Here is a 16900-nt window from a genome sequence, read left to right as displayed (position 1 = left end):
GAACAGCGCCTGCAGCTGCGCCGCTGCCGATCCGGCCGCAGCCGGGCCAACCAGGGCCTGCAACTGGCCGGCATAATCGACGGGGCGGAAAGCCTGCGGTTCCGGCACCAACAGCATGCCGCTGCCAGCCGGATCGATCCGGCGGACCAGGGCCAGCGGGGCTTCGGGACCGTACCCCGCGAGCAGGGTGAGGAGTCCGCGTTGCCGCTGGGCACCGCCGTCGTTAGCGGAAACCGCCAAAGGTTCGATGTGGATCTCCAGTTCGCCGCCGCAGGTGAGGCCTACAGCGAAGGCGTCCTCGCGGCTGAAGCCGAAGCGCTCGCGGCGCGGCTCCCGCGTGGCAAGGGCCTCCAGCGCGGACTCGACGACCGCGCCCTCGACGCAGCCGCCGGACAGCGAACCGAGCACGTCGCCGCTGCCCGACACCAGCATCGACGTGCCGACCGGGCGCGGCACGGAACCGCTCGCCTCGACAATCGTGGCGATGGCGAAATCGTCCCCGGCCTGGTCCAGCCAGGGCCCAAGGGTCGTGCTGAGATTCAGCATTTTCTGTCCTTTCTCCGGGAGTGGCCGGGACCGGCGGGGTCCCGGCCACCCAGGGGAAGCTGCTAGCCGCCGAAGGCCGCGCTGATGGGGCCGCGGGCGAAGTAGACCAGGAAGCCGGCGGCCACCAGCCACATGAGCGGATGGATCTGCCGCGCCCTGCCGGCGGCCGAGTTCACCAGCACCCAGACGATGAAGCCGACGCCGATACCGTTGGCAATGGAGTAGGTCAGCGGCATCGTGATCATGGTCAGGAAGGCCGGCATGCCCACCGAGAACCGGCTGAAATCGATCTCGCGGATCTGCGAGGCCATCAGCGTGCCCACCACCACGAGGGCGGAGGCGGCCACCTCGATGGGCACGACCGAGGTCAGCGGGGTCAGGAACATCGCGCCGAGAAAGAGCACTCCGGTCACTACCGACGCCAGGCCGGTCCGGGCGCCTTCGCCGATGCCGGCCGCCGAATCCACGTAGACGGTGTTCGAGGAGCCGGAGGTGGCGCCGCCGGCTACCGCGCCGAAACCCTCGACGATGAAGGCGGACTTCAGCCGCGGGAACGTGCCGTCCGCATGCGCCACGCCTGCGCTCTTGGCGAGGCCGGTCATGGTGCCCATCGCGTCGAAGAAGTTGGTGAAGACCAGCGTGAAGACCAGCATGGTGGCCGCCAGTGCGCCGATCCGCCCGAAGGAGCCGAACAGGTCGAACTGGCCGACCAGGCTCAGGTCCGGCACTGAGACCAGCTGGCCGGAGAGCACCGGGGTGTTCAGGTGCCAGCCGCCGGGATTGGCCTCCGACGCCGGACCTAGCCGCAGGGCTGCCTCGAGGACGGCGGCCAGCACCGTGCTGGCGACGATGCCGATCAGCAGGCCGCCCTGCACCTTGCGCGCGACCAGGATGCCCATGATGACGAGGCCGGCCACGAAGACCAGCGTCGGGATCGACGTGATGGAGCCGTTGTCGCCCAACTGGACCGGCGGACCGCCGTCGGTGGCCCGGACGAAGCCGGAATCCACGAAGCCGATGAAGGTGATGAACAGCCCGATGCCGACCGTGATGGCGGCCTTCAGATCCTGCGGGATGGCCCGGAAAATCGCGGTGCGTGCTCCGGTCATGCCGAAAATGACGATCAGGATGCCGTTGATGATCACCAGGCCCATCGCTTCGGGCCAGGTCACGTCCTGGATCACGGCGACGGCGAGGAAGGAGTTGATGCCGAGCCCGGCGGCCAGGCCGAAGGGCAGGTTGGCGATCAGTCCGAACAGGATGGTCATCACGCCGGCGGTGAGTCCGGTGACGGCGCCGACCTGCTGGGCGGGCAGCCAGTTTCCCGCCACGTCGACCGGTGCCGAGTCGGGGCCGAAGCCGCCGAGGATCAGAGGATTGAGTATGACGATATACGCCATCGTGAAGAACGTGACCAGGCCGCCGCGGAATTCGCACCCCATGCTGGAGCCGCGGGCGCTGATCTGGAAGTAGCGGTCAAGCAGTCCGCGGGGAGGAAGCTGTCCGCTGGTGCTCTGCGGCGCCAGCGCGTCCCGCTGGTTGCCGCCGCGGCCGGTTCTGGGCTGGGTCATGGCCATGGTGGCGCCGCCTCAGTAGTCGATCCGGGTTTCCAGCTTGCTCCATATATTGAAGGGTTCGAGGTACCCGGATTCTTCGGCGCCGTCGCGGACCACGGGCATCAGCCGGTTCTCCGCCGGAGTATCGAAGTAGTCGTAGAAAACCGCATCGTCGAAGCCGGCACGTGCGGCGTCATGGCGGTCGGCGGCAAAGACCACACGGTCGATCCGCGCCCAGAGCGAGGAGGCCAGGCACATGGGGCACGGCTCGCAGCTGGAGTAGAGGACGGAGCCGGTCAGGTCGAACGTCCCCAGGCCCTGGCAGGCGTTGCGGATGGCCACGACTTCGGCGTGGGCCGTCGGGTCATTGTTGGCGGTGACGCGGTTGACGCCTTCGAATGTCCGGCCGTCAGGGGAGACGACCAGCGCGCCGAACGGCCCGCCAGCATTAAGGACATTGTCGACGGCGATTCCTACCGCCTTGGCCAGGTACGTGGTGTTGGTCAGGGTCTTCATGGCGATTCCCTTTGCTCGGGAAGCAGGCCCTGACCATGGCGAAAGAACGGCCCGGACGGCCAAGACCTCAGCTTCGACGATTGCTGTATGGGTTGGTAACGCCCGGTAGATAGCTCCCCACGTTGGGAGCCCGCCTTTGGCAAGAAAGACTTTAGCAGCCGGCAGTGACGCAGGCCATAGTTTTCCGGAAGAAGTTTTCTGGGATGTGGAAACTCTCCCTTAGTCGGTCGCGGCCGTCAGGGCCGAGGCGATGGCCTCGGTGGCTTTGCGCAGCTCCGGGACGGCGCGTTCGGCAAAGTTTTCGTCCACCCGCGAGACGGGTCCGGAGATGGACAGCGCCATCGGCGTCGGTGCGCCGGGAACGGCCATGGCGAAGCAGCGCACGCCGGTTTCCTGCTCTTCGTCGTCCACTGCGTAGCCGTCCGTCCGGATCCGGGCCACTTCCTTGAAGAGGTCCTCCAGCGTGGCGATGGACTTCGGCGTCGGCGTTGGCATGCCGGCCTGCTTGACCAGGCGGGCGATCCGGTCATCGTCCAGGACGGACAGGATCGCCTTGCCGACACCGCTGTCGTGGAGGTTGGCCTGGCGGCCCACCTCGGTGAACATGCGCATGGCGTGCGGAGACGGAACCTGCGCCAGATAGGTGACCATGTCGCCGTCGAGCACGGCCATATTGGCGGTTTCGCCCAGATTGGTGACGAGGTCCTTCAGCAGCGGCATGGCCAGGGCGCCGAGCTGGCGGTTGGCGACCTCACCGAGCCGGATGAGCCGCGGGCCGAGGGCGTAGCGGCGGTTGGGCAGCTGCCGAACGTAGCCGATGCCGACCAGGGTGCGCAGCAGGCGGTGGATGGTGGGCAGCGGGAGGGGAGTCTCCGCGGCCAGCTCGGTCAGCGCGACTTCTCCGCCCGCCCGGGCAATGAGTTCAAGCAGGTCGAAGGCGCGTTCCACGGACTGGACGCCGGGGGCGGGCTGTGCGGGCATGGCCGGTGCTCCTCTTGATTGAGCGGTGTGTGTCAGGGTCTACCAACAGATTACCGCCGAAACGAAGAAGAATTTCCGCCTTTTGGAAAAACATGCACGAAGGCCCTTGTCTTTCCATTCAGTAGAGAATAATATCCATAATACGGAAATTCAGACGGCCGATGCGGCCACATCGAGGAGGATCAATGGCAGCTCCGAGTCCCGGATACTCGATCACTTTGCGGGTGGAAACGCCCGCGAACTTCACCGCGACCAGTGAACTGGCGGCGGCGGTCGCCTCGGCCGGCGCATCGATCACCGCGCTGGATGTCACCGAAAGCCACCACGACCGCCTCGTCGTGGATGTCAGCTGCGATACCTCGGACGCCGAGCACGGCGAGCAGGTCCGCGCCGCCTTGGATGCGCTGGAAGGCGTGGCCGTGCGCAAGCTCAGCGACCGCACCTTCCTGATGCATTTGGGCGGCAAGCTCGAGGTCGTCCCCAAGGTGCCCCTGCGCAACCGCGACGATCTGTCCCGTGCCTATACACCCGGCGTCGCACGCGTCTGCAAGGCGATTGCGGAAAACCCGGCGGACGCCCGCCGGCTGACCGTCAAGCGCAACACCGTTGCCGTCGTGACTGACGGCTCCGCCGTTTTGGGCCTGGGCAATATCGGGCCGGCCGCCGCGCTGCCGGTGATGGAGGGCAAGGCAGCCCTGTTCAAGCAGTTCGCCGGCGTGGATGCCTGGCCGGTCTGCCTGGACACGCAGGACACCGAGGAGATCATCAGCATCGTCAAGGCGCTGGCCCCGGTGTACGGCGGCGTGAACCTTGAGGACATTGCCGCGCCGCGCTGCTTCGAGATCGAGCTCCGGCTGCGCGAGGAACTGGACATCCCGGTGTTCCACGACGACCAGCACGGCACCGCGATCGTCACGCTGGCGGCACTGCAGAACGCGCTGAAGGTGGTCAACAAGAAGATCGAGGACGTGCGGATCGTGGTGGCCGGCGTCGGCGCTGCGGGCAATGCCATCATCCAGCTGCTCAGGGCCCAAGGCGCGCTCAACATCGTGGCCTGCGGCCGCAACGGCGCAATCCACCGCGGCGAAACCTACACCGACCCGCACCGCGCCTGGCTGGCCGGGAACACCAACCCGGAGAACTTCTCCGGCACCCTGCACGAAGCCGTCGCCGGCGCGGACGTCTTCATCGGGGTCAGCGGGCCGAATCTGCTTGGCGAGGAACAGGTCGCGAGCATGGCGGACGACGCGATCGTCTTCGCGATGGCCAACCCGGACCCCGAGGTCGATCCGGCCATCGCGGCCCGCCATGCCGCCGTCGTGGCCACCGGGCGCAGCGACTTCCCCAACCAGATCAACAACGTGCTGGCCTTCCCGGGATTCTTCCGCGGCCTGCTCGATGCAGGGACAGCGGAGATCACGGATGAGATGCTGGTAGCAGCGGCGACCGCCATCGCCAGGCGTGTCTCGGACGAAGAACTTAATCCCAGCTTCATCATCCCCAGTGTTTTTGATCCGCACGTGGCAGCGGACGTTGCGTCCGCCGTCGTCAATGCAGCACCAAACCGCTAGACGGAAGGCGAAAAAATGACTCTCACCGTGACCGACACGACGCCCGCCGGGGCCGACCGCATCCTGACCCCCGAGGCGCTGGACTTCGTGGAGCAGCTGCACCGCAAGTTCGCCGGCACCCGGAACGAACTGCTCGTCCAGCGGGTGGCTAACCGGCGCCGCGCCGCTGAAACCGGCGGGCTGGACTTCCTGCCCGAGACCAAGGACATCCGCGAGGGCGACTGGAAGGTCGCGCCCGCGCCGGAGAAGCTGCGCGACCGCCGGGTGGAGATGACCGGCCCGGCGTCGCCGGCGAAGATGGCGATCAATGCGCTGAACTCGGGCGCGAAGGTGTGGCTGGCGGACCTGGAGGACGCGAGCACACCGTCGTGGCCCAACGTGCTCGACGCGCTGGCGAACCTGACCGACGCCGCCCGCGGCGAGCTGTCCTTCACCTCGCCGGAAGGCAAGGAGTACGCGCTGCGCACCGACGCGCCGCTGGCCACGGTGGTGGTGCGTCCGCGCGGCTGGCACCTGCCGGAGAACCACATCCTGATCGACGGCGAACCCGCGGTGGGTGCGCTGGTGGACTTTGGGCTGCACTTTTTCCACAACGGCAAGTACCTGCTGGAGCGCGGGGATGGGCCGTTCTACTACCTGCCGAAGATGGAGTCCTATCTCGAGGCGCGGCTGTGGAACGATGTGTTCGTGTTCGCGCAGGACGAGCTGGGCCTGCCGCAGGGCTCGGTCCGGGCCACGGTGCTGATCGAGACCATTCCTGCGGCGTTCCAGATGGAGGAGATCCTTTACGAGCTGCGTGACCATGCCTCCGGGCTGAATGCCGGGCGCTGGGACTACCTGTTCAGCATCATCAAGTACTTCCGCGAGTCCGGTGAGTCCTTTGTGATGCCGGACCGGGCGTCGGTGGTGATGACCGCGCCGTTCATGCGCGCCTACACCGAGCTGCTGGTCAAGACCTGCCACCGCCGCGGCGCCTTCGCGATGGGCGGCATGGCCGCCGTCATCCCGAACCGGCGCGAGCCGGAGGTCACCGCCGCGGCGTTCGAGAAGGTCCGGGCCGACAAGACCCGTGAGGCGAACGACGGGTTCGACGGCTCCTGGGTGGCGCACCCGGACCTGGTGGAAACCTGCCGGGAGGTCTTCGACTCCGTCCTGGGGGAGAAGCCGAACCAGGTGGACCGGCTGCGCGAAGAGGTCCAAGTGACCCCGGCCCAGCTGCTCGATGTCTCCTCCGCCCACGGCGAGGTCACCGAGGCCGGGCTGCGGCTGAACCTCTACGTCGCCGTCGCCTACACCGCCGTCTGGCTCTCCGGCAACGGCGCGGTGGCCATCCACAACCTGATGGAGGACGCCGCCACCGCCGAGATTTCCCGCTCGCAGGTCTGGCAGCAGCTGCACAACCAGGTCAAGCTCGCGGATAGCGGCCACACCGTCACCCGCGAACTCATCCGGCAGCTCCTGGATGAGGAGACCGAGCGGCTGCGCACCGAGGTCAACGACGACGAGCGGTTCAACCGGTACTACCTCCCGGCCGCGAAGCTGATCGCCGACCTGACCCTGGGCGAGGGCGAGTTCGTCGAATTCCTGACCCTGCCCGCCTACGAGCTGGTGTCCTGATGGCGAAGTTGTCCCTCACGCCGGAAACCGCCGCCCGGATCGACGCGGAGCTGGCAGCGACGGATGCGCTGCTGGCCGCCGCCTATCCGGGCGAGCGGCCGGACCGGCAGCCCGTCCACACGGTGTACATTCCGGCCGATGCCTTCACCCCTGACCTGGCCGCACGCTGGGGCGCCGAGGCGCTGGCCGCGGTGAAGGAACACGGCGGCCTTGAGCAGCTCGCCGCCACGCTCGGCCTGCAGGAGCCGGCCCAGCTCGCCGAGCTGGTGCGCCGCAAGCTGGAGAGCGAGCCGATCGAGGACCTGCGCCTGGACTTCGAGGACGGCTACGGCAACCGCCCGGACGACGAGGAGGACGCCGCCGCGGAGTCCGCCGGCCGGCTGGTCGCGGAAGCCGTGGCCGCCGGGACGGCCCCGCCGTTCATCGGCATCCGCTTCAAGTGCTTCGAGGCTCCCACCCGGATCCGTGCCCTGCGCACGCTGGACCTGTTCCTCGGATCGCTGCTTGAGCACTCCGGGGCGCGCGGCCTGCCCGACGGCCTGGTGCTGACGCTGCCCAAGGTCAGCACCGTCGCCCAGGTCCGCGCCATGGTCATCGCCTGCGAGGAGCTCGAGCGCGCTCATGGGCTGGCCGCGGGCCGGCTGCGCTTCGAGGTGCAGATGGAAACGCCCCAGCTGATCCTGGCTGCGGACGGCACCGTGCCGGTGGCGCAGCTGATCCACGCCGGCGCCGGCCGCATCTCGTCGCTGCACTACGGCACCTACGACTACAGCGCCTCGCTCGGTATCGCCGCGGCCTACCAGTCCATGGAGCACCCGGCCGCGGACTACGCCAAGGCGGTCATGCAGGTCGCCGTCGCCGGCACCGGCGTGCACCTCTCGGACGGCTCGACCAACATCCTGCCGCTCGCCGACGCAGCCAACGTCGCCGCGGCCTGGGCCTTGCACGCGCGCCTGGTCCGCCGCCACTTGGAACGCGGGATCTACCAGGGCTGGGACCTGCACGCCGCCCAGCTGCCCACCCGCTTCCTGGCCACCTACGCCTTCTACCGCGAGGGCTTCGAAGCCGCCGCCACGCGGCTGAAGAACTACGTCCACGGGATCGACAGCGCCATCATGGACGAGCCCGCCACCGCCCGCGCGCTGGCCCGCTTCATCCACCGCGGCCTGGCCTGCGGCGCCGTCGAGGAAGCCGAATTCACCCGGCTCGCCGACGTCTCCACCGCACAACTGGCGGCGCTCGCGCATCCCAACACCACTCCCACCCCTGAGGATCAACGATGAACCCACAGCACTACTACACCAACCCGGCCGGCCTGCCGCCGCAGACGGACCTGCTGACCGACCGCGCCATCGTCACCGAGGCCTACACGGTCATCCCGCGCGGCGTGCTGCGCGACATCGTCACCAGTGTGCTGCCCGACTGGACGAACACCCGCGTCTGGGTCCTGAACCGTCCGGTGGCCGGTGGAGCGACGACGTTCGCCCAGTACCTCATGGAGGTCGCCCCGGGCGGCGGCTCGGACAAACCGGAGGCCCAGGAGACCGTCGAGGGCTTCGTTTTCGTGGTTCAGGGCGAACTCAGCGTCACCATCGACGGGGAAAACCGCGCCCTGCTGCCGGGCGGCTTTGCTTATGCGCCCGCCGGTGTGCCGTGGCAGGTCAAGAACGACGGCGGTGCTCCCGCCCAGTTCCACTGGATCCGTAAGGCGTACCAGCCTTTGGAGGGGTACACCGCCAAGGCCGTGTTCGGCAACGAGCAGGACCTTGAACCCGCCCCCATGCCGGACACCGACGGCAAATGGCGGACCACGCGGATGCTCCCCGTCGACGACCTCGCCTACGACATGCACGTCAACGTGGTGACTTTCGAACCCGGCGCGTCCATCCCGTTCGCCGAGACCCATGTGATGGAACACGGCCTGTATGTACTGGAAGGCAAGGCCGTCTACCGGCTGAACGGCGACTGGGTCGAGGTCCAGGAAGGCGACTACATGTCCTTGCGCGCCTTCTGCCCCCAGGCCTGCTACGCCGGAGGCCCGTCCAACTTCCGCTACCTGCTCTACAAGGACGTCAACCGCCAGATCGTCCTCTGAACGATCCGGCGCCTCCGGCACTCGCCAAGCCGGCGCCCCGCGCCGCCACAGAACCTCCGCCCCCGGGTCTGAGAGTCCCCGGGGGTGGAGCTGTGCCTGCAGCAGAAAGCCACTGATTCACAACACGTCCATCGGTTCTCAGCGCAGTTGGCGGAACATGTACATTCCGAAGCCTCAGATGTAGGTTCAATCGATGACCACCGTCAGTGTTGTCTTCGCCCAAAACCGTCTCCGTGAGCCGATTGACCGAAGCCACAGGGAAGCGGTCTTCCTGGAGCAGCGCGGCAGGGTGCAAGCTGTCCTGATCAGTCCTGAACAGTACGAACGGATGATGGAAGCCCTCGAAGAGGCCGAGGACGGCGCTGCATTCGACACAGCCATGGCCGAAGAGGGGCCAAACATTCCTTGGGCCCGAGTCATAGGTGATCTCGGCTGGGAATGAGCTCCCATCGAAAAAGGTCGGGGAGGGTGGCTAGGAGCGGGCCTCCAGCTCGTCGATGGCACGTCTGCCGAGGCTTTTCTGGACATGTTCGAGCATGGCCTTTTCAGCAGCGGTCGCATTCCCGGCGATGACCGCTTCCATGATCTGACGGTGCTCTTTATCCACGCGCTGGCGGTCGGCCGCGCTGTCCTTACGCGACTGCAGGCCCACCAAGCGGTAGCGGTCGGCCTTGTCCCACAGGCCCTCAAGAACGTTGATCAGGAGCTCGTTGTGCGAGGCCGTGTAGATGGCACGGTGGAATTCGCGGTGCGCAGCAAGGGACCGCAGGTCCAGCTCGCCCTCCAGCGGATTCAAGTGCCTCGCCGCGGCCTCGAGCCTGGCGATGTCTTCCGGGGTGCGCCGCTCCGCCGCGAGTGCTGCGGCCATGGGATCCATGCGTTCGCGCACTTCGAAGAGATGCCTGGCCTCGGCAGCTGACAGCGTGGCGACGCGCGCATTCCTGTGGGCATCGATGAAGACCAGGCCCTCCGCGTCCAGCCGCCGCAGCGCTTCCCGCATGGGGGTCAGGCTCACGCCGAGCTCCTCGGCGAGCTGTGATTGGGCCAGGATCCGGCCCGGCTCCAGAGCGCCGATGAGGATGCGTTGGCGGACTTCCTCGTAGGCGTACGCGTTCTTGGTCAGCGCCCGGCGATCGGCCATGCTACCCCTTCTGATGTGTTGTGCACTGGGCAGGATACAGCTTGCATTCTCCGACCATGATGTACCGTTTTATAGATTATAAAATACAAGGTAGGGGATCAGATGGCCGGTCGATCAGGAACACTGCAGGGCGCGCTGGCCTTCGAGGTGAAGGGCCAGCGATTCCGCTCGATCGACGTCCGTGGCGTGCTCGGTCCCGACTTCACGAGGTTGCCGGTCGTCCTGCGCCTCCTGTGCGAGAACACGCTGCGCACTTCCGATGAGGCCGAGAGTGCCCGGACCGTGGCGAACGTGCGCGGCTGGCTGCAGCGCCGCAGCTCGGAAGAGGAACTGGAATTCCGGCCGCAGCGCATCCTCATGCACGACACCACCAGCACGCCCGCGCTGGTGGACATAGCCGGAATGCGCGATTCCCTCGCCGAGGCGGACGTTGATCCGTCGGTGCTGAATCCGCTGCTGCGCGTGGATGTCTCCATCGACCATTCACTGGCAGTGGAGGAGTACGCTCGCCCGGACGCGGCCCGGCTGAACCTGGTCCACGAGTACCGGCGCAACCGGGAGCGGTACCGCTTCCTGAAATGGGCCGCTCGGAGCATGGAGACCGTCAACATCAACCCGCCCGGCACGGGAATCATGCACACTATCAACCTGGAACAGCTAGCCACGGTCGTTTCCATCGTGGACGACGGCGACGGGATACCGTGGGCGGTGCCGGAGATGATGATCGGCACCGACAGCCACACGCCCATGATCAACGGACTCAGTGTGCTGGGTTGGGGCGTCGGCGGACTGGAAGCGCAGACCGTCATGTTCGGCCTGCCCACCACGCTGCGCATCCCCGAGGTGATCGGCGTGAAGCTGACCGGGGCCCTGCCCGCAGGCGCCACGGCCACCGACCTTGCCCTGACCGTGACCCAGCAGCTCCGCGCGCTGGGGGTCTCCGGCGAATTCGTCGAATTCTACGGCCCGGGCGTCACCAGCCTGACGGTGGGGCAGCGCTCAGTCGTCGCGAACATGGCCCCCGAGTACGGCGCCACCACGGGCTACTTTCCGATGGACCAGCAGGTTCCGGAGTACCTGCGCGAAACCGGCCGCGATGAGTTCTAGTGCAGGCTCGTCGAAGCCTATGGACGCGCCTCCGGCTTCTGGTTCGATCCCGACGCCGAACCGGACTACACCCGCACCATCAGCATCGACCTGTCCACCGTGCAGCTGCGCGCTGCCGGCCCCCGGCGCCCACAGGACCTGCGCACGCTGTCCGACATCCCGGCGGTTCTGGCCGAGGGGGCCGTCCCGGCCGCGTCCCGTCCGGAGGACATGCCGATCTTTCCCGTCGCCTTGGCCGCGATCACCAGCTGCACCAACACCTCTGACCCGAAGCTGCTGGTCGCCGCGGGCCTGGTGGCGCGGAAGGCCCGAAGTCTTGGGCTTCGCGTTCCGCGCTGGGTGAAGACGTCGCTCGCGCCGGGGTCGCCGGCAGCCTCGAGCTACCTGCGGAGGTCCGGCCTGCTGGAGGACCTGGGGGCGCTCGGCTTCGACATTGTCGGCTTCGGCTGCACCACCTGCATCGGGAACCCCGGGCCGTTGTCCGCCCCGGTCAAGGAGGAGCTCGATGCCGGCCGGATCCGGCCGGTCGCGGTGCTCTCCGGAAACCGCAACTTCCCCGGGCGGGTGCACCCGGACCTCGACCTCGGGTTCATCATGTCCCCGCCGCTGGTGGTGGCCTACGCGCTCGCGGGACGCGCCGACGTCGACCTCGCCGCGTTCGACTTCCGCCCCGAACTGGAAATCGACGGAGTTCGCCGGGGCGCTGGCGGTAGAAATGGCGATGGCAAAATCCGGGCTGCCCGCCCGGTCCGGCTGGCGGACCTGCTGCCTACGCAGGCCGAGATCGATGCCGCCTGGGCCGCGGGCCAGGACCGGCTGGACTTCGCGCGGGACTTCTCCCTCGCCGTCGAAAATCCGATGTGGTCCCGCCTGGAAGCGCCCGGAGGCGCGCAGTTCCCCTGGGACCCGGAATCCACCATCCTGCGCCGGCCGCCCTTCGCCTCGGCCAGCGAAGGCTCGCAGCTGGGCCGCTACACCGCCCACCCCCTGCTGGTGCTCGGCGACGACATCACCACGGACCACATCTCCCCGGCCAGCGCCATCCCGGCGGACAGCCTGGTGGCCGACTTCCTGGTCGAGCGGGGCGAGGACCGCGCCGACCTGAACGTCTTCGCCTCGCGCCGGGGCAACTGGGAAGTCATGCTGCGCGGCGCCTTCCACAACAAGACCGTTGGCAACCGGCTGGGCGCCGGCCTTGAGCCGCCGCTGCCGGTGGCACACACTGTGCATGCGCCGAGCGGCGACGTTGTGCCGCTCTGGGAGGCTGCGGAACGGTACCGGAACGACGGCGATTCCGTGGTCATCGTGGCAGGTGAACGTTTCGGGACGGGCTCGTCCCGGGACTGGGCCGCCAAGGTCCAGCGGCTGCTCGGGGTGCGCGCGGTGATTGCCGGCAGCTTCGAGCGGATCCACCGCTCCAACCTGATCGGCATGGGCGTGCTGCCGCTCATCGCGCCCGCGGACGTCCGGGCACAGCTGGGACAGCTCCGCCCTGGAGACCGCGTGGAAGTGGACGCCGCCGCAGGTGACTTGGCGCCGCGGGCGGACGTCGCCGTCGTCATCCACCACGCGGACGGAACCCGCACACCGTTTACTGCCCGCGCGGCCGTGGAGACGGAATTGGACGTCGAACTGCTGCGCGCCGGGGGCGTCATCCCGTCCCTGCTTCGCAGCACCATCGAGGCCGCCGGATAGGGTAGGAAGACCGGGAGGTGCGCATGGACAAGATTGCCGGACGGGGCCCTCGTCGAATCGACGGTGACGAACCCGGTACACAGATACTCACAAAGTTCACAAGCATTCATAAAGTGACCGTTACCGTCCGCCAGTCCCTCCCGGTCGGATAGGGGCGAACTTGCGCTTCTAATTGGAAGTTTACTTCCACATTGCGAAAAAAGCTTGACTTGAAATGTGGGCTCGATTACGCTTTTCGTAAAGCAAAAGCCAACTTCCGCAATGTGGAATGAGTGCAAGGGAAGCTGCCATGACCTACACCGTGAACTGTTCGATCCTGTTGACCGAGCTGCCCCTGCTGGAGCGTCCGGCGGCTGCCGTCGAGGCCGGCTTCGACTCGGTCGAGTTCTGGTGGCCGTTCGCCGAATCCGTCCCCGCCGACAAGGACGTCGACGCCTTCGAACGAGCGATCACGGACGCCGGCGTGCAGCTGACCGGGCTGAACTTCAATGCGGGCGACATGCCTGGCGGCGACCGCGGGCTGGTCTCCTGGAAGGGCCGCTGCTCCGAGTTCAAGGACAACATCGACGTCGTCGCGGGCATTGGGGAGCGCCTCGGCTGCAAGGCCTTCAACGCCCTCTACGGCAACCGGATGGACGAGCACACGCCCGAGGAACAGGATGAGCTGGCGCTGAAGAACCTGGTTGCCGCGGCCGAAGGCGTCGCCCGGATCGGCGGCACCGTCCTGCTGGAGCCGGTGTCCGGTGCCGAGCGCTACCCGCTCAAGACCGCACAGGACGCCTTGGACGTCATCGCAAAGGTCCGCGCCGAGGGTCCGGAGAACATCAAGCTGCTCGCGGACTTCTACCACCTGTCGGTCAACGGGGACAACGTCGAGGCCGTCATCGAAAACCACGCCAAGGACTTCGGCCACATCCAGATCGCCGACAATCCCGGCCGCGGCGCCCCCGGCACGGGTAACCTCCCGCTCGGCGAATGGATCTCCCGCAGCCGCGAGCTCGGCTATGCCGGCCCGATCGGCCTCGAATACAAGGCACCGCAGGCCGAGGCCTTCGGCTGGCTGATCCGCTAAGACCTACAGAACCAACGCACGAAGGACTTCATCATGACGAACGTTGCAGTAATCGGACTCGGAATCATGGGTCTGCCGATGGCCATCAACCTGGTCAAGGCCGGCTACACCGTCACCGGCTTCAACCGCAGCCAGGACAAGACCGACAAGCTTGTCGCCGACGGCGGCAAGGGCGCGGCCAGCATCGCTGAAGCGGTGAAGGAGGCCGACGTCGTCATCACCATGGTGCCGGACTCACCGGACGTTGAGGCGGTTGTCAGCGGGGACGACGGCGTTTTCGCCAACGCGAAAAAGGGCGCCTTGTGGATCGATGCCAGCAGCATCCGTCCCGACGTCGCGGCCCGCCTGGCCGAGGATGCCCGGGCCGCCGGCCTCCGCCCGCTCGACGCTCCGGTTTCCGGCGGCGAGCAGGGCGCGATCGACGGCGTCCTCTCCATCATGGTTGGCGGCGCCGCCGAAGACTTCGCCGCCGCGCAGGACGTCCTCAACGCCGTCGGTAAGACCATCGTCCATGTCGGCCCGTCCGGCTCCGGCCAGACCGTCAAGGCGGCCAACCAGCTGATCGTCGCGGTCAATATCCAGGCGCTCAGCGAAGCCATCGCCTTCCTCGAGGCCTACGGCGTGGACACGGATGCCGCGCTCAAGGTGCTCGGCGGCGGCCTCGCCGGCTCCAAGGTGCTGGACCAGAAGGGGCAGAAGATGCTGGACCGCAACTTTGACCCCGGCTTCCGCCTCGCCCTGCACCACAAGGACCTGGGCATCGTCACCTCCGCCGCCCGCGAAGCCAACGTCGCCGTGCCGCTCGGCGCAGCGGTTGCCCAACTGGTCGCCGCCACTGTGAACCAGGGCGACGGCGGACTGGACCACTCCGGCCTCTTCAAGCAGGTCCTCCAGCAGTCCGGCCGGAAGTAAAAACACCCCCGCCTCAGGCGGGACAACACCATAAGGCAAGCGGCCGGCGTCGTACTTCACGGCGCCGGCCCGGCTGACCACACCCAAAAACCGCCCCACAGTGGGTACTTTCAGCTTTCCAAGGAGATTCCCATGCCCAAGATGCGCACCGTTGACGCTGCCATCGCGATCCTGGCCAAGGAGGGCGCCACCGAGGCGTTCGGCCTGCCGGGCGCGGCCATCAACCCGTTCTACTCCGCCATGCGCGCCCACGGCGGCATCCGCCACACGCTCGCCCGGCACGTCGAAGGCGCTTCGCACATGGCCGACGGCTACTCGCGCGCCGCGGACGGCAACATCGGCATCTGCGTCGGGACCTCCGGGCCGGCCGGCACCGACATGGTCACCGGGCTCTACGCCGCGTGGGCCGACTCGGTCCCGATCCTGTGCATCACCGGACAGGCACCGGTTTCGAAGCTGCACAAGGAGGACTTCCAGGCCGTGGACATCGAGTCCATCGCCAAGCCGGTGACCAAGATGGCGATGACCGTCCTGGAGCCGGCGCAGGTGCCGGGCGCGTTCCAGAAGGCCTTCCAGCTGATGCGCTCCGGCCGGCCCGGGCCGGTGCTGCTGGACCTGCCCTTCGACGTGCAGATGGCCGAGATCGAGTTCGACATCGACGCCTACGAGCCGCTGCCCATCGAGAAGCCGCGCGCCACGCGCAAGCAGGCCGAGAAAGCGTTGGACCTGCTCACTGCCGCAGAGCGCCCGCTGATCGTCGCCGGCGGCGGCATCATCAACGCCGGCGCCTCCGCACAGCTGGTGGAGCTGGCCGAGCTGCTCAACGTCCCGGTTATCCCGACGCTGATGGGCTGGGGCGCGATCCCGGACAGCCACCGGCTGATGGCCGGCATGGTGGGCCTGCAGACCTCGCACCGCTACGGCAACGAGACCATGCTCGCCTCGGACTTCGTGATCGGCATCGGCAACCGCTGGGCCAACCGGCACACCGGCTCGGTGCCGAAGTACACCGAGGGCCGGAAGTTCGTGCACATCGACATCGAGCCGACGCAGATCGGCCGCGTGTTCGCCCCGGACCTGGGCATCGCCTCGGACGCCGGCGCCGCCCTGGACGTTCTGTTGGAGGTGGCGCGAGAGCGCAAGGCCACCGGCACGCTGCCGGACTACAGCGCCTGGGCCGGCGAGTGCGCCGAGCGCAAGGGCCGGCTGCAGCGCAAGACCCACTTCACCGAGGCGCCGATCAAGCCGCAGCGCGTCTACGAGGAGATGAACAAGGCCTTCGGCGAGGACACCACCTACGTGTCCACCATCGGCCTGTCGCAGATCGCCGGCGCGCAGCTGCTGCACGTGTTCGGCCCGCGCAAGTGGATCAACGCCGGCCAGGCCGGACCGCTGGGCTGGACCGCTCCGGCGGCGCTGGGCGTGGTCCGCGGCAAGCCGGAGCAGTCCGTCGTGGCCCTCTCCGGCGACTACGATTTCCAGTTCATGATCGAGGAGCTGGCCGTCGGCGCGCAGTTCCAGCTGCCGTACATCCACGTGGTGGTCAACAACTCCTACCTGGGCCTGATCCGGCAGTCGCAGCGCGGCTTCGAGATGGACTACCACGTCTCGCTGGCCTTCGAGAACGTCAACTCCACCGGCCTGTCCGAGACCGCGGCCGGCTACGGCGTGGACCACGTGAAGGTCGCCGAAGGCCTGGGCTGCAAGGCGATCCGGGTGGAGGACCCGGAGGACTTGGCCGCCGCGTTCGACAAGGCCCGCGCGCTGATGGCCGAGTTCAAGGTGCCGGTCATCGTCGAGGTCATCCTGGAGCGCGTGACCAACATTTCGATGGGCACCGAGCTGGACAATGTGACCGAGTTCGAGGAGCTCGCCGCCCGCGGCGCCGACGCCCCGACCGCCATCACGGCGCTGCTGGACTGACCGTGGCAGCAGTGAACGGCGCGGTGAAGGTGGTGCTCGCGCCGGACAAGTTCAAGGGCTCGCTGTCCGCTCCGGAAGTCGCGGCCGCCCTGGAGCGCGGGCTGCTCGCGGCGGCGCCGGAGCTTGAAATCGTGAAGGTGCCGGTGGCGGACGGCGGCGAGGGCACGG

The 16900-nt window shown here is 67.7% G+C and carries 14 protein-coding genes and 2 pseudogenes; 11 read left to right on the top strand and 5 right to left on the bottom strand.

Annotation, left to right across the window (positions count from 1 at the left end):
- The 4 genes from D477_RS14680 to D477_RS14665 all read right to left on the bottom strand — a co-directional run.
- A partial coding sequence (locus D477_RS14680; RefSeq protein WP_005270811.1) for an XdhC family protein occupies positions 1-546 on the bottom strand: 546 nt, incomplete at its 3' end.
- Positions 547-608: 62 nt separating this feature from the next.
- Positions 609-2123 carry an NCS2 family permease gene (locus tag D477_RS14675; RefSeq protein WP_005270810.1) on the bottom strand — a complete coding sequence of 505 codons (1515 nt, stop codon included), beginning with the start codon at positions 2121-2123 and terminating at the stop codon, positions 609-611.
- Between the two features lie 12 nt (positions 2124-2135).
- The gene (locus tag D477_RS14670; RefSeq protein ID WP_005270809.1) at positions 2136-2618 is read right to left on the bottom strand and encodes a nucleoside deaminase; all 483 of its coding nucleotides are present in this window, start codon (positions 2616-2618) and stop codon (positions 2136-2138) included.
- Between the two features lie 219 nt (positions 2619-2837).
- On the bottom strand, positions 2838-3599 hold the full coding sequence (locus D477_RS14665; protein ID WP_005270808.1) for an IclR family transcriptional regulator: 762 nt from the start codon (positions 3597-3599) through the stop codon (positions 2838-2840).
- A 185-nt stretch (positions 3600-3784) separates the two neighbouring features.
- Here D477_RS14665 and D477_RS14660 point away from each other — a divergent pair, with 185 nt between their 5' ends.
- The 5 genes from D477_RS14660 to D477_RS14640 all read left to right on the top strand — a co-directional run bounded on the left by D477_RS14660 (position 3785) and on the right by D477_RS14640 (position 9324).
- Positions 3785-5170 carry an NAD-dependent malic enzyme gene (locus D477_RS14660; RefSeq protein WP_005270807.1) on the top strand — a complete coding sequence of 462 codons (1386 nt, stop codon included), beginning with the start codon at positions 3785-3787 and terminating at the stop codon, positions 5168-5170.
- A 15-nt stretch (positions 5171-5185) separates the two neighbouring features.
- Entirely contained in the window at positions 5186-6787 is a 1602-nt protein-coding gene (aceB, locus tag D477_RS14655; RefSeq protein ID WP_005270806.1) for a malate synthase A, read from the top strand.
- Positions 6787-8070, top strand: coding sequence for a DUF6986 family protein (locus tag D477_RS14650; protein WP_005270797.1), 1284 nt, complete (start codon positions 6787-6789; stop codon positions 8068-8070). The genes aceB and D477_RS14650 overlap by 1 nt, the downstream gene beginning before the upstream one ends.
- Complete coding sequence (locus D477_RS14645; RefSeq protein WP_005270796.1) at positions 8067-8882, top strand: bifunctional allantoicase/(S)-ureidoglycine aminohydrolase; 816 nt, start codon at positions 8067-8069, stop codon at positions 8880-8882. Before D477_RS14650 ends, D477_RS14645 begins: the two co-directional genes overlap by 4 nt.
- A gap of 193 nt (positions 8883-9075) precedes the next feature.
- Positions 9076-9324, top strand: coding sequence for a type II toxin-antitoxin system Phd/YefM family antitoxin (locus tag D477_RS14640; protein ID WP_005270793.1), 249 nt, complete (start codon positions 9076-9078; stop codon positions 9322-9324).
- Positions 9325-9354: 30 nt separating this feature from the next.
- On the opposite strand, the gene D477_RS14635 is transcribed toward D477_RS14640, so the two are convergent.
- Positions 9355-10023, bottom strand: coding sequence for a GntR family transcriptional regulator (locus D477_RS14635; protein WP_005270792.1), 669 nt, complete (start codon positions 10021-10023; stop codon positions 9355-9357).
- 102 nt (positions 10024-10125) lie between these two features.
- On the opposite strand from D477_RS14635, the pseudogene D477_RS23345 reads away from it, so the two are divergent.
- The 6 genes and pseudogenes from D477_RS23345 to D477_RS21885 all read left to right on the top strand — a co-directional run.
- Positions 10126-11751, top strand: a pseudogene (locus D477_RS23345) (aconitase family protein); the annotation flags it as partial.
- A complete protein-coding gene (locus D477_RS23340) occupies positions 11725-12825 on the top strand; it encodes a hypothetical protein (RefSeq protein WP_337587567.1) in 1101 nt (366 codons plus the stop codon). The pseudogene D477_RS23345 and the gene D477_RS23340, both read left to right, overlap by 27 nt.
- Positions 12826-13114: 289 nt before the next feature.
- A complete protein-coding gene (locus D477_RS14625; RefSeq protein WP_005270789.1) occupies positions 13115-13897 on the top strand; it encodes a hydroxypyruvate isomerase family protein in 783 nt (260 codons plus the stop codon).
- A gap of 18 nt (positions 13898-13915) precedes the next feature.
- A pseudogene (locus tag D477_RS14620) lies at positions 13916-14809 on the top strand (2-hydroxy-3-oxopropionate reductase); the annotation flags it as partial.
- 132 nt (positions 14810-14941) lie between these two features.
- Positions 14942-16732: a glyoxylate carboligase gene (gene gcl, locus D477_RS14615; protein ID WP_005270785.1), complete on the top strand. Its 1791-nt coding sequence runs from the start codon at positions 14942-14944 to the stop codon at positions 16730-16732.
- A 2-nt stretch (positions 16733-16734) separates the two neighbouring features.
- Positions 16735-16900: glycerate kinase (locus D477_RS21885; RefSeq protein ID WP_337587566.1), on the top strand; the 166-nt coding region annotated here is incomplete at its 3' end.

The organism is Arthrobacter crystallopoietes BAB-32, assembly GCF_000328305.2.
GTDB classification, from domain to species: domain Bacteria; phylum Actinomycetota; class Actinomycetes; order Actinomycetales; family Micrococcaceae; genus Crystallibacter; species Crystallibacter crystallopoietes_A.
This window is presented reverse-complemented; position numbering and strand designations above follow the sequence as displayed.